Source organism: Pseudomonas sp. Z003-0.4C(8344-21) (assembly GCF_900104975.1).
Lineage (GTDB): Bacteria > Pseudomonadota > Gammaproteobacteria > Pseudomonadales > Pseudomonadaceae > Aquipseudomonas > Aquipseudomonas granadensis.
The window spans coordinates 5,720,954-5,734,553 of sequence record NZ_LT629756.1 but is presented as its reverse complement, the minus strand read 5'-3'; the positions used below and the strand labels follow the sequence as shown (position 1 = coordinate 5,734,553).

At 61.0% G+C, this 13,600-nt stretch carries 4 protein-coding genes; 2 read left to right on the top strand and 2 right to left on the bottom strand.

All coding sequences use genetic code 11. The features are described 5' to 3' along the window. Positions 1 to 13 precede the first annotated feature (13 nt). Complete coding sequence (locus tag BLU24_RS25825) at positions 14 to 4,651, bottom strand: NEL-type E3 ubiquitin ligase domain-containing protein (RefSeq protein WP_231990176.1); 4,638 nt, start codon at positions 4,649 to 4,651, stop codon at positions 14 to 16. A 65-nt stretch (positions 4,652 to 4,716) separates the two neighbouring features. Continuing rightward, positions 4,717 to 7,335, bottom strand: a complete 2,619-nt coding sequence (locus BLU24_RS25820; RefSeq protein WP_172833300.1) for a hypothetical protein — start codon at positions 7,333 to 7,335, stop codon at positions 4,717 to 4,719. Positions 7,336 to 7,587: 252 nt separating this feature from the next. Here BLU24_RS25820 and BLU24_RS25815 point away from each other — a divergent pair, with 252 nt between their 5' ends. Both BLU24_RS25815 and BLU24_RS25810 read left to right on the top strand, forming a co-directional pair. Further along, on the top strand, positions 7,588 to 9,900 hold the full coding sequence (locus BLU24_RS25815; protein WP_090288402.1) for a YgiQ family radical SAM protein: 2,313 nt from the start codon (positions 7,588 to 7,590) through the stop codon (positions 9,898 to 9,900). A gap of 394 nt (positions 9,901 to 10,294) precedes the next feature. After that, on the top strand, positions 10,295 to 13,588 hold the full coding sequence (locus BLU24_RS25810; RefSeq protein WP_093105344.1) for a transglutaminase family protein: 3,294 nt from the start codon (positions 10,295 to 10,297) through the stop codon (positions 13,586 to 13,588). The last annotated feature ends 12 nt before the right edge of the window (positions 13,589 to 13,600 follow it).

Below are 13,600 nucleotides of genomic sequence, written 5' to 3'. Positions count from 1 at the left end.
GCACTCGCCTCATTCAGCTTGCACTTGTGCCAGCGGCTTCCTCCTCAGTGCCGCTGGCCTTGTATTGCGCCAGCTCCTGGCGGCTCAGCGTTTCGATAAGCGCCGCTTCCTCGATCATCCACTCTGCCTGCATCGTTTTTGATTGCGCGTCGTAGTCGGCAAACGACAATTCATTCGCCTTGAATGCATCATCCAGGTCCGCCTGCCGATCCTGAAATGGCTGACGCCGGGTTTCGAAGACTTCCTGATAGTGAGTGGTCAGGTATGTTTGCCAGAACTCCCTCGACACCAGGGCCTGAAACTCCTCGGCTGAGTTATCCCGCGCAATGACGGTTTGGTAGGCGCTTTCCAATTGCGCTTTGGAGACGCCGGCCAGGTGGGCAAACCCCATTTGTTCCGGTTGCCCGGGCAGTTGCAGGCGGTCTTTGAGGCCGTGGCGATAGAACAGCCTGATTTCGATTTCTTCCGCCACATGTGGCGCAGGCATATTCGCGACTTCGTTGGGCGTTCGGGCTGCGGCGATGGCTGCCTCGCGTTGGGCGATGTCCGCCGAGGCAATCTTGTCGACTTCATGCAAGCGGAACAATGCCTTGTTCAGCTTGAACAGTTCTGGCCCCTGCGTCTTGTCACCGGCGCGGGCTGTCGCGCTGTGCATCATTGACAGGACTTCGAGGTTGGCGAAGGTAAAGGCTGCCCGGTCACAGCAGGCCGCTTCACCTGCGCGATCGAACACCTCGTTGCGCAGGCGTTCGGACTGCGGCGTGTTTTCGGTGATGCTGTCGATCAGCCTCCAGACCCGGCCCTGAAGTGCCAGATGGCCGGTGGGAGTATCAAGCAGGCGTTCCAGTGTGTTGAACAAACCGTCCGAGCGCGGCTGCCCGCGCAGGGTTTGCCATTGGCGTCTGCGGTTAGCTACTTGCACGTCGGAGAATCCCGCTGCCCAACGCTCCATTGGGTCATTCACCATCGGGCGAAAGCGTGCAGGGCGTACGATGGCCGTACTGATGATGTTCCTTGCGCCTGTCAGCGGGGTCCTGGCTGCTAACAGGCGATTGTTGTATCGAAACAGACGTTCGTCGGTCGCGTCCGACAATGGATTATTCGAAATATCGGTGATGTTGTTGATGCGCACGGTGTTCGCCAGTTGATCATTCGGCGGCGCGATGACGGCGTCGGGAATTTCCGTGATGCGGTTGCTGTTCAGCTCGATGGTGTCCAGCAGCGGCTGATGGATGAGGCCAGAGGGAAAGGTGTCGATCCCTGTGTGGGCCAGACTGATGGAACGCAGGTCGACGATCTGGCTCAGATCCGGGACGATGCCCAAGTGCCGGTTGCCCTGCAGCTCCAATGCTCGCAAAGTGGTACGGCCCGCGAGAACGCGGGCAGTATCGGCGGTCAGGGTAATCTGGTTTCTTTCCAAAGACAGGCGCGTCAGGCCATGCATTTCGCCAATGGCCGGGGGAAGCTCGCGCAGTTGATTCAGCCCCAGGTCTAGCCAGCGAATATGGCGGAAACGCGTGAGAAAACCTTCCGGTGAAGTGCTCAGGTTCATGCTCCTGAGTCTGAGCGAGCCGACGTGAGTGAAGTCGACGTCAATGTCTGGAAGGCTTGGCAGGCGCAAGCCGCTGAGGTCCAGTTCGAGCCCGATTGGCGTCCGGTCGTGGGCCAGTTTCTGCGGCGTCTCGCGCCGCCAGCAACTGATGATCCGGTTGCTGGCGGTGACCCGGTCAGCGCGGGTTTGTGCATTGAGCGCCAGTTGGTCTGCGCGAATATACCCACCAAGATTGCCTCCACCGGAAAAAACCCAATCGTCGAGCTGGCGTTTCAGTACTTTGAATTCTCGTTCGAGACTACGCACCTTGGTAACTACGACGTCCGCGTCGAGGCTCCACAGGTATTCTCTGCATTGCTTCATGTTCTTGCCTGGAAACAGCCGTTGGTAACGCTGCGCAAGCGAGTTGTCGCTGTCGAAGTTGGGGTGAGCCAGCAGATCGGGGGCGACTGTACTGACGCGCTGCCAGAAGGTGTCGAATTTCTTCCCGTAACCGGCGGCAAAACGGTTGCCGTTGAGTACAGTCGCGGCGTTGATTCGAGCGATCGTCAACAACTGGTCCGCCGGCGGATCAAGGAATGTCGGCGGCACTTCCTTCAATCGATTGTTGCTTAAATCCAGCATGATCAGCTCGGTCTTGTCCTGTAACCCGATCGGCCACTGATCGATGCCCGTGTTGTTGAGCAACACTTGCCTTACCCGGGTCATAGCGCTGAAATCGGGCATCAAACCGAGGGCCGGATTGTCGCTCAGGTTGATCGCTTCGAGCTGACTCATGGCACTGAGGGCTGTCGCGCTGTCCTCCGTCAATTGCATACGGTTGCTGGCCAGATCCAGGTTAGTCAGGTTATGCATGGCGGCAATCGATGCGGGCAGACTTTTCAGCCCGCAGTGATTGATGACCAAGCGTTCGAGATTGGGGAAACCGGACAGGAAAGTCTCGGCGTCGCCCGACCATATAGCGGCATTGATAAACAGCGATTTGACATGGCTGAAGTCGGCGCTGAGCTTCGGCAGGGGCGCCTTGATCAGCGGCAGCCTCAGCGTGTGTGTCGAATCCAGCCAACTGGCTTTGATGATATCCCCGATACGGCGCGCCTGTATTTTTGCCGGCGTGTCAGCGCCGGATGAGTCGGTCTGACTGCCGTTGACATAGGTGTCGAGCTGGGACTCAAGTGAGTCCAGCGCTGCAACACGGCGTGCCAGTTGCGCTTTACCATCGTCATCCAGAGCCAACAGAAACGCGCGCAACTGCTTCGGGTTTTTATCGGGGTAGACCCGCTGCACGCTGGCGGACTCTGGCATGTCGGTGGGGAGTCTGAACGCATCAGCTACGGCGTTATTGCCCAGCTCCGGCTGTTCGATCGCCACTCGCTGCCAAAAGGTTTCGAGTTTCGTCCAGTAGCCGGCCGGGAATGGATTGCCTTCAAGCAGGGTGACACTGTTGATGCGCGCGAGCGTTTCGAACTGGTCAGCGGGTGGATTGAGGATTGTCTCCGGCACTGCAGTCAAGCGGTTGTTGCGCAAGTCCAGCTGCGTCAGCCGGGACTGCATGTGCAGCCCCGCAGGCCACTGATCCAGTTGTGCGTTGCTCAGGTTCAGGGTCTTGAGATTGGGCATGGCGGAAAAATCCGGTGTTTGACCCAAAGGGTTGTCGGACAGATCCAGATGCTTGAGTTTGCTCAGCGAACCCAGTTCAGCCGTCGTTTGTTCGTTGAGGGCGATACGGTTCGAACTCAGATCAAGGCTGTTCAGGCTGGACATCCGGGCAAGGGGCGCGGGAAGCGTGGCCAGTGTGGATCCGCTGATACGCAGCCCCTCCAGTCCGGAGAAATTGCCGAGCAAAGTACTCGCGGCATCTGACCAGTCGACCGATTGCAGCGTCAGGTGGCGGACATGGCTGAAGTCCGCTTGCAGCGTTGGCAGCGTGCCGTTGCCGGCCTCAAGCCACAGAATGGCACCGGTCTGGTGGCGCCAGCAGCGCTTGAGGCTTTGCGAGATCTGCCGCGCATGGACCGGCGAAGTGCCCGGCGGCGCTGCGTTGGCGGCTTGCCGCAGCCAGGCATCAAGCTCGGTTTTCAGGGATTTGTAAGCGCTCTCGCGCTGGGTCAGACCGCCAGCAACGTCATTGCCCAAGGACTCGATGTAAAGGCCGATTTCTTCATCGGTGTGGTCCGGAAACAATTTTCGCGCCCGCGATTGCGGGTTGCGCAAGCGGTTCAGGGTCTGCGACAGCCGCTCGCGCATGCTCGAACGCGCCGGCACGTTGGCGCCGTCGCCGCGCATCATGCCACCGGCGCCAGCCACGCGGATGCCAACCCAGCCATGGAGGGCATCGAACACAATCGGTTCCGAACGGCCGGGACGCGTCGCGACGTAAAGGTTGGCGCTGTCGCTGGCAACGGGGTCATCGCTGCGCACGATGCGCATTACGCTGGCCACTGGCGTCGAGGCGTCCGGGTCGTGCAGCACTTGATAGGCATGGTTGTCGATCAGGGCATAGAGTTTGCCGTCAAAGCGGTGGAGCCCGTCGCTACCGGGTTCGACGTGGTTGAACGCAAGCGTTGTGCGAAACGCTGCCAGCCGGGTATCGCTGAGCGGGAAAGTGACTGGTTCGAAATTTTCCAGCGGATGCCACAGTCCGCTGTCAGGATCGCGTAGCAGAACCGGGCCGGAAGGTTTCGATTCGCTGGGCAGTCTGGCCCGGAACAGGTCAGTCTCAGCGTCCTTGCCGACCTGCACGATCCCGACGTCGACCACGTCTGCGTATTGGCGCCCTTTGAATATACGCAAGCCATCGGCGTTGACTACCGGCAAACCGGCAGCGGCCGTGACTCGGTAATGCTCCAGCGGCAGACCGACCGCGCGTGGTATTTCGTTCGGCGCTGTCGATGGATGCACGGTAACGGTCGGCGCCGGAGTGATCGCATCGAGGTCGGCGTCGCCCGCGGGTTGATGGGCGCGTGACGGCAGGCCAAGGCTGTCAAAGCCCGGTCGCAATGTCGTATCGGTACGCGGTGTGGTGACGTCCGGAGTCGGGGTCGGGCGAACATGGGTGTTGCCTGAAAGGGTGCTTTTTGGCGGCGATTTGATTGGCATGGGTAACTTCCCTGTAGTACTTGCCAGCCACTGCCGCAAACGGGCAGTGGCGGGTCGGTTTGGCGTCATTGCCGGTTTGATTGAATCAGCAGGTTTGCTGCGGCTGCTTCACTGGCGAGGGCGAAAATCCTTTTCGCGGTCCTGCCATCGAAGGTCTGGCGCCAGATGGCCACGTGGGGCAGCCCGGCCTGCTCGTCGCGGCGTTGCGACTCGCTGCCGCGCTTGCTCTGTTCCAGGGTTTTCAGGTGGCTGCCCTTGATGGTGAAACTCAGCGGCTCGCTGATGTGTTTTTCATAGTGAAAATGTGCTTCCCATAGTGGCGCATCGTCAGCGCGGTCCCTGATCGAGTAGACGTCGAGAAAGGATTTGTCTCGGCCTTTGCCCAGCTGTTTGCGGTCCACCGTTTTCAGTGCTTTGAGTTCGGCGTGATCGATCAGCCAGTTCAGGCGCATGATGTCCAGCACGTCTTTGTTCTTGTACATGCGCACCAGCACACCATGGCCTTGCGCGGACAAGGTATCGGCGGCGCTTTGCAAGCGCTCGATCAGGCCTTGGACTTCAGTATCCTGCTGTGCATTTTCGAGGTTCTCCAGGCGTCTTGCCTGTTCCCTTAGCGAGTCGACGGCTTTTTCCAGACCTTCAAGAATCTCTGTCGGGTTGTCTTTTTGTACTTCTCTGGCTCTGGCATCGGCGCTGTGTTTTTCGACATCGACCAACAGACGGTTGGCCTCGGCAATCAACTGCGGTTTTGGTGTACTGGACAGCGGTGGGCGAACCGGCAGCCACTCACCGTGGCGCTGCTCATAGCGTTCGGCCGGGCCATCGGGTTGCAGCGGGTTGGCGACCTTGATGACGATGCTGCCGTCTGCGGCGGCTTCGGTGTCGCCAATCAGAATTCTTGAGGTGCCGTGGCGGCGAGTGCGAAAGACCTTGCGGGTCACTGGCGGCGCGGCTGTCACGCTGTCGCTTGGCCGGGGCGGCAGGAAACCGAGGTCGATGTTCTGATCCAGGCTCGGCAGTTCTGTATTGCGATCGAACGTGGCAAAGAGGTCGTTCAGCCGGGTTTCGATGCGCGTTTCGATCGGTTCGACCAAGGCGATGATTTCCCGGGCGTACTCTGCTTTGGCGCCCTCTATAGGCAACTGTGCAGCGAAAAGGCTTTTGTCGCTTCTGATCTGATCAAGCGTCAGCATCAACGCCAGCGGGTGCGAGCGTTCCGGGATGTTCTTCAACTCGCCGGTGATCAAGTCAATGGACGCGAGCGAAGGCATGGTGGCATTGGGCGAATGGTCTGGCGCGTCGGCAAACAGGTGCACGTACAGCGTCAGTTTGTTGAAGTTGATACGCTCGGCCGAGGGCACTTCCTGGCTGAGTTCGATCAGTGTGGGCTCCGCGCCGGGTGAGGCTTTCCTGACCTGTTCCATAACGCCCTGGCGGTCTTCGATCAGCTTCAGTTTCTTGTTCAGGTGCGTGATCATTTTTTTACAGTTTTCTGTACTCATCTTCGCGAACAGTGGAGCGATGCGAAAGTCCATCACGGCCATGAGCCGATTCAAATACCGCACGCGGTCCAGGCGGAACGTGTGCAGTTCTTGCTTGTAGACCCCGCCAGCTTTCACATGAATCAGCCAGTCCTTGTTATCGACAAGGGACTGGATGAACTCAGTCTGCTTTTTGATGTGCTTGAGCAAATGGACTTCAACGGCAATCAACGCTGCTGTTCTCCCGTCGTTGTCTTCCGCTTGCGCATGTACCTCGTTCCAGAGGCTGTCGTAACGTGTCACGGAGTCGACCAGTTCCTGGTGCGCGGCGGCGAACGGTGCATAGCGTTGCAACAATATCTCGCGGTTGGCCTGAGCCATCTCGCGGCGGCGCATGCCTCCGGTCAGCCCTGGGGAAACCAGCACCCAGGCGTTTTGCGCATTGCGCGTGATGGCACGGGATGCGCCGCTGCGACTGGCGTGGTAAACGTTTTCGCTGTCCGTGGCCACTGGGTCCGTGGCCTTGACGATACGCCAGACTTTTTGCGCAGGCGTCGACGCCTGCGTATCGAGCAGCGCCTGATAAGCATGGTTATGGATGACCACGAAGCGTTTGCCGTCGTGGCTGAACAAGCCGTCGCTGTCCGGTTGGCCTGTGCTGAAATCGAGCTCCGTGCGCCAGTCGCGCAGGCTGGTTTCGGTCAGCGGCACGCTGATCGCTTCGCCGTCATCGGCCGCATGCCAAAGCCCGCTGTCGGCATCGCGCAGCATGACCGGGCCGGAAGCGATCCGCTCGCTGGCAAGCGCCGCGCGCAGCAAACCGCTGTCAGCATCCCGCCCGACCAGCACGATGCCGCCGTCGCTCAGGTCGGCATAGCGGCGGCCTTTGTGTGTGCGCAAGCCCGATGCGTCTGCTGCTGGCAGCGCGTCAGAAGTGGCCAGGCGGTAATACTCGATCGGCTGCGTCGTGGGTGTCGGGCTTTCAGTCACGAGGGGCGCGGGCTGTACCTTGATGGCGAGTGCAGGAACCGGGCGGATTGCGTCGAGGTCACCGTCGGCCACGGATCTGCCCGGTTGGCTTTCTGCGCCTGGAGTGAATCGCAGCGTGCCGTCGGGGTGTAGCGCCGGCCCCCGTGGTGATGAATCCGGGCGTGTGTGGACATCGACCGATACGGTGCCGCGAATGGGCGGTTTTGCAGGCATGTTTTCCATCCTTGATCATTAATCCCCGGCAGAGGTCGGGGAGGGTTGTCGTTTGGCTTCCTGCCAGTGGACGCGGTCATGCAGGCAGCGTCTTGCGCTGCAAGGTGCGTCAGGTGCAAACGGCGGGTCGAAAAATGCTTTACTGACGCATGACGCAGTTCGCGAGAGAAACCGACCGCCGTCGTCGGAATTGGTCAAAATTTGTGCTATATTCCGCGCCCGCGATTTTTCACTTCAACACCGGTCGTCGACATGCAAGCAGCCAAGCCGTTATTTGACTATCCAAAATATTGGGCCGAATGTTTCGGACCAGCGCCATTCCTGCCGATGAGCAGGGAGGAGATGGATCAGCTTGGCTGGGATTCGTGCGACATCATCATCGTGACCGGGGATGCCTACGTCGATCACCCGTCGTTCGGCATGGCGATCATTGGCCGGCTGCTGGAGTCGCAAGGCTTCCGCGTCGGGATCATTGCCCAGCCGAACTGGCAGTCCAAAGACGACTTCATGAAGCTTGGCGAGCCGAACCTGTTCTTCGGCGTCGCAGCGGGCAACATGGATTCGATGATCAACCGCTACACCGCGGACAAGAAAATCCGTTCCGACGACGCTTACACGCCCGGCGGCATGGCCGGCAAACGTCCGGACCGCGCGAGTCTGGTCTATAGCCAGCGCTGCAAGGAAGCCTACAAGCACGTGCCGATCGTACTCGGCGGCATCGAAGCTTCGCTGCGCCGCATCGCCCATTACGATTACTGGCAGGACCGGGTGCGCAACTCGATCCTGATCGACGCCAGCGCCGACATCCTCCTGTACGGCAACGCCGAGCGGGCCATCGTTGAGGTCGCCCAGCGTCTGTCCTACGGCCACAAGATCGAAGACATCACCGATGTGCGCGGCACGGCGTTCATCCGTCGTGACACGCCGCAGGGCTGGTACGAAGTCGATTCCACGCGCATCGACCGTCCGGGCAAGGTCGACAAGATCATCAACCCGTACGTCAACACTCAGGACACTCAGGCTTGCGCCATCGAGCAAGAGAAAGGCCCGGTTGAAGACCCGCAGGAAGCCAAGGTCGTGCAGATCCTGGCCAGCCCGCGCATGACCCGCGACAAGACCGTGATCCGTCTGCCGTCGATGGAAAAGGTCCGCAACGACCCGGTTCTGTACGCCCACGCCAACCGCGTGCTGCACCTGGAAACCAACCCGGGCAACGCCCGCGCGCTGGTGCAGAAGCACGGCGAGATCGACGTCTGGTTCAACCCGCCGCCGATTCCGATGACCACTGAAGAAATGGACTACGTGTTCGGCATGCCTTATGCGCGTGTTCCGCACCCGGCGTACGGCAAGGAGAAAATCCCCGCCTACGACATGATCCGTTTCTCGGTGAACATCATGCGCGGCTGCTTTGGCGGCTGCACCTTCTGCTCGATCACCGAGCACGAAGGCCGGATCATCCAGAACCGTTCCGAAGAGTCGATCATTCGCGAAATCGAAGAGATCCGCGACAAGGTTCCGGGCTTCACCGGGGTCATTTCCGACCTCGGCGGGCCGACCGCGAACATGTACCGCATCGCCTGCAAGAGCCCGGAAATCGAATCCGCGTGCCGCAAGCCGTCGTGCGTGTTCCCAGGCATTTGCCCGAACCTGAACACTGACCACTCGTCGCTGATTCAGCTGTACCGCAGCGCCCGCGCCTTGCCGGGTGTGAAGAAGATCCTGATTGCTTCCGGCCTGCGTTACGACCTCGCGGTCGAGTCGCCGGAATACGTCAAGGAACTGGTGACCCACCACGTCGGCGGCTACCTGAAGATCGCCCCGGAGCATACCGAGGAAGGTCCGCTCAACCAGATGATGAAACCGGGCATCGGCAGCTACGACAAGTTCAAGCGCATGTTCGAGAAGTACACCAAGGAAGCGGGCAAAGAGCAGTACCTGATCCCGTACTTCATCGCCGCTCACCCAGGCACCACCGACGAAGACATGATGAACCTCGCGCTGTGGCTCAAGGGCAATGGCTTCCGCGCCGACCAGGTCCAGGCGTTCTACCCGTCGCCGATGGCCACCGCCACCGCGATGTACCACTCGGGCAAGAACCCGCTGCGCAAGGTCACCTACAAGAGTGACGGCGTGACCATCGTCAAGAGCGAGGACCAGCGTCGTCTGCACAAGGCGTTCCTGCGTTATCACGACCCGAAAGGCTGGCCGATGCTGCGTGAAGCGCTGATTCGCATGGGCCGTGGCGATCTGATCGGCCCGGGGAAGGATCAACTGATCCCGGCCCATCAGCCGGCCACCGACAGCTATCAGAGCGCGCGTCGCAAGAACTCGACACCGGCCGGCAGCCACAAAGTGGCGAAGGAAAGCAAAGAGAAGACCACCAAAATCCTCACCCAGCACAACGGCCTGCCGCCGCGTGCCAGTGATGGTGGCAACCCTTGGGACAAGCGTGAACAGGCCAAGGCCGCGGCATTCGCCCGCAACCAGCAGGCCGCCAAGGAGCGCAAGGACGCGGCAAAAGGCAAAGGGCCGAAGCCGACGCGCAAACCGGTCGTACCGCGCTAAAAGAAAACGCCAACCTTCGGGTTGGCGTTTTGCGTTCCTGCCGTTGGATTTATGTAGGCCGCTAGATCCATCCCCCTCACCCCAGCCCTCTCCCCCATGGGGGCGAGGGGGAAGGGAGCCGATCGCTGTGCTTTTCAGAATCGAAGTGCGACTCGAAGTTACAGGTCGGTGTAGCTCGCATAATCAACTCGGTCAGTCCCCTCTCCCTCTGGGAGAGGGCTAGGGTGAGGGGGGGCTTTTAGCAACATTTACGTGCAAACTCCCCAAACCATTTCCTACCCTCGCCCGATTTTGGTGCTGTACTGCCCTGAGCATTCCGCGAAAGTGCGCAAGCCTGTGCATGGCATAAGTCTTGCGCGCTTTCCAATACGCCCAGGCTCGCAGGAGGCACGCCGTGTCGATTCATGTCGCATTGCATCACGTCACGCATTACCGCTACGACCGCGCTGTCGAACTCGGCCCGCAGATCGTGCGTCTGCGCCCGGCTGCCCACAGCCGCACGCGGATTTTGTCGTATGCGCTGAAAGTCTCGCCCGAGCAGCATTTCATCAACTGGCAGCAAGACCCCCAGGGCAATTACCTCGCGCGTCTGGTATTCCCCGAGAAAACCCGTGAGCTGCGCATCGAAGTCGACCTGCTCGCCGAGATGGCGGTGTTCAATCCGTTCGACTTTTTCCTCGAGCCTTACGCCGAAAAAATCCCGTTCGCCTATGCCGCCGACGAGCGCAAGGAGCTGGCGCCATACCTCGAAACCCTGCCATTGACGCCGAAATTCAAAGCGTATCTGGACGCCATCGACCGCACGCCATTACCGGCGGTGGACTTTCTCGTCGCGCTCAACCAGCGCCTGAGTGAGGACATCGGTTACCTGATCCGCATGGAGCCGGGCGTGCAGACCCCCGAGCACACGCTCGAACATGCCTCCGGTTCCTGCCGCGACTCGGCATGGCTGCTGGTGCAATTGCTGCGCAACCTCGGGCTGGCGGCGCGGTTCGTTTCCGGTTACCTGATCCAGCTCACCTCCGACGTGAAAAGCCTCGACGGCCCGTCCGGCACCGAGGTGGATTTCACCGACCTGCATGCCTGGTGCGAGGTGTATTTGCCCGGTGCCGGCTGGATCGGCCTGGATGCAACGTCAGGCTTGTTTGCCGGTGAAGGGCACATCCCGTTGGCTTGCAGTCCCGATCCGTCTTCGGCGGCACCGATCAGTGGCCTGGTGGAGCCGTGTGAATGTGAGTTCAGCCATGAAATGTCGGTCGAGCGCATCTGGGAAGCGCCGCGGGTCACCAAGCCTTATACCGACGAGCAATGGCGGGCGATCGAGGCGCTGGGCCGGCAGATCGATGCCGACTTGCTTGAGGGTGACGTGCGCCTGACCATGGGCGGCGAACCGACCTTCGTCTCGATCGACGACCCGGACGGTGCCGAGTGGAACACTGCCGCGCTGGGGCCGGCCAAACGCCGGCTCTCCGCCGAACTGTTCGCCCGCATGCGCACCCACTACGCGCCGCAGGGTCTGGTGCATTTCGGTCAGGGCAAGTGGTACCCCGGCGAGCAATTGCCGCGTTGGTCGCTCAACTGCTATTGGCGCCGCGACGGCGTGCCGATCTGGCACAACACCGCGCTGATCGCCGATGAACAGCAAGACTACGGCGCCGACGGAGAACTGGCCGGGCGCTTTCTGGCGAGCGTCGCCGAACGGCTGAAACTGCCGCCGCGCTTTGTCTTTCCGGCCTACGAGGACAATTTCTATTACCTGTGGCGCGAGGGTGCGTTGCCGAGCAACGTCAGCGCCGAAGATTCACGTCTGGAGGAGCCGCTGGAACGCGCACGCCTGCGCAAAGTCTTCAGTCAGGGCTTGAACAAGGTGATTGGCCAGGTGCTGCCGCTGGCGCGTACTGCCAAGGGCGATCAATGGCAGAGCGGGCGCTGGTATCTGCGCGAGGAACATTGCCGTCTGGTACCGGGGGACTCGCCGCTCGGCTACCGTCTGCCGCTTGCTTCGCAGCCGTGGGTGAAGGCGGCGGAGTATCCGTTCATTCATCCGCAGGATCCGAATCAGGACTTCCCCGAATTGCCAGACGCCGCGCAGCTCAGCCAGCCCGGCGAGCCAGCGAGCACTGACGAGCGCGCGCCGGGCATCGACGAATCCGCCGACTGGCTGACCCGCACCGCATTCTGCGCCGAGGCGCGTGAAGGGCGTTTGTACCTGTTCATGCCGCCGCTGGAGCGGGTCGAGGATTATCTTGAACTGGTCGCGGCCATTGAGGCCACTGCCGAAGAGCTGCATTGCCCGGTGCTGCTCGAGGGCTATGAGCCGCCGAGCGATCCGCGCCTGAGCAACTTCCGTATCACCCCTGACCCCGGCGTGATCGAAGTCAACGTGCAGCCCTCGGCGACGTGGAGCGAGTTGGTCGAACGCACCGAATTCCTTTACGAGCAGGCGCGGCAAACCCGGCTGACCACCGAGAAATTCATGATCGATGGTCGCCACACCGGCACCGGTGGCGGTAACCATTTCGTGCTCGGTGGCGCGACGCCGGCGGACTCGCCGTTCCTGCGTCGCCCGGACCTGCTGCGCAGCTTGATCAGTTACTGGCACAACCATCCATCGTTGTCGTATCTGTTTTCCGGTTTGTTCATCGGCCCGACCTCTCAGGCGCCGCGGGTCGACGAGGCGCGCAACGATGCGCTGTACGAGCTGGAAATCGCCTTCGCGCAGATGCCCGCACCGGGCGAAGCCTGCGCGCCATGGCTGGTCGATCGTCTGCTGCGCAATTTGCTCATCGACGTCACCGGCAATACCCATCGCGCCGAATTCTGCATCGACAAACTGTATTCGCCGGACGGCGCCACCGGGCGCCTCGGCCTGCTGGAACTGCGCGCCTTTGAAATGCCGCCGCACGCGCGCATGAGCCTGGCGCAGCAATTGTTGCTGCGGGCGCTGGTGGCGCGGTTCTGGCGCGAGCCTTATGCACCGCCGAAACTGGCACGCTGGGGCACAGAATTGCACGACCGTTTCCTGTTGCCGCACTTTATCGAGCAGGACTTTGCCGACGTCGTTGTCGAACTCAACAACGCCGGGTATCCGTTGCGCGCTGAATGGTTCGCTGCGCACCTGGAGTTTCGTTTCCCCAAGGTCGGCGATTATGCAGTCAACGGCATCGAGCTCGAGCTGCGCCAGGCGCTGGAACCCTGGCATGTGCTGGGCGAGGAGGGCGCGGCGGGCGGCGCGGTGCGCTATGTCGATTCATCGCTGGAGCGTTTGCAGGTCAAGCTCAAAGGCCTGCCACCGCAGCGCTATCTGCTGACCTGCAACGGCGTTGCGGTGCCGCTGCACCCGACTGGGCGCGTCGGTGAGTTCGTCGCTGGCGTGCGTTATCGCGCCTGGCAACCGGCCAACTGCCTGCAACCGACGATCCCGGTGCACGCACCGCTGGTGTTCGACCTGCTCGACACCTGGATGAGCCGTTCGCTGGGCGGTTGCCAGTATCACGTTGCTCATCCGGGTGGGCGCAATTACCAGACGTTGCCGGTCAACGCCAACGAAGCGGAGAGCCGGCGCATGGCACGGTTTTTCCGCGTCGGACACACGCCGGGGAAACTTCCGGCACCCCCAGTCGAAATCACTGACGAGCTGCCGATGACCCTCGATTTGCGACGTTTCCATGTCGTGGGCGACGAGTAGATTTTTCGTCTA

Bases quoted from the DNA above. Each gene is read 5' to 3' on its own strand.
- BLU24_RS25815 (WP_090288402.1), top strand. From the start codon at position 7,588: ATGCAAGCAGCCAAGCCGTTATTTGACTATCCAAAATATTGGGCCGAA.
- BLU24_RS25820 (WP_172833300.1), bottom strand. From the start codon at position 7,335: ATGCCTGCAAAACCGCCCATTCGCGGCACCGTATCGGTCGATGTCCAC.
- BLU24_RS25825 (WP_231990176.1), bottom strand. From the start codon at position 4,651: ATGCCAATCAAATCGCCGCCAAAAAGCACCCTTTCAGGCAACACCCAT.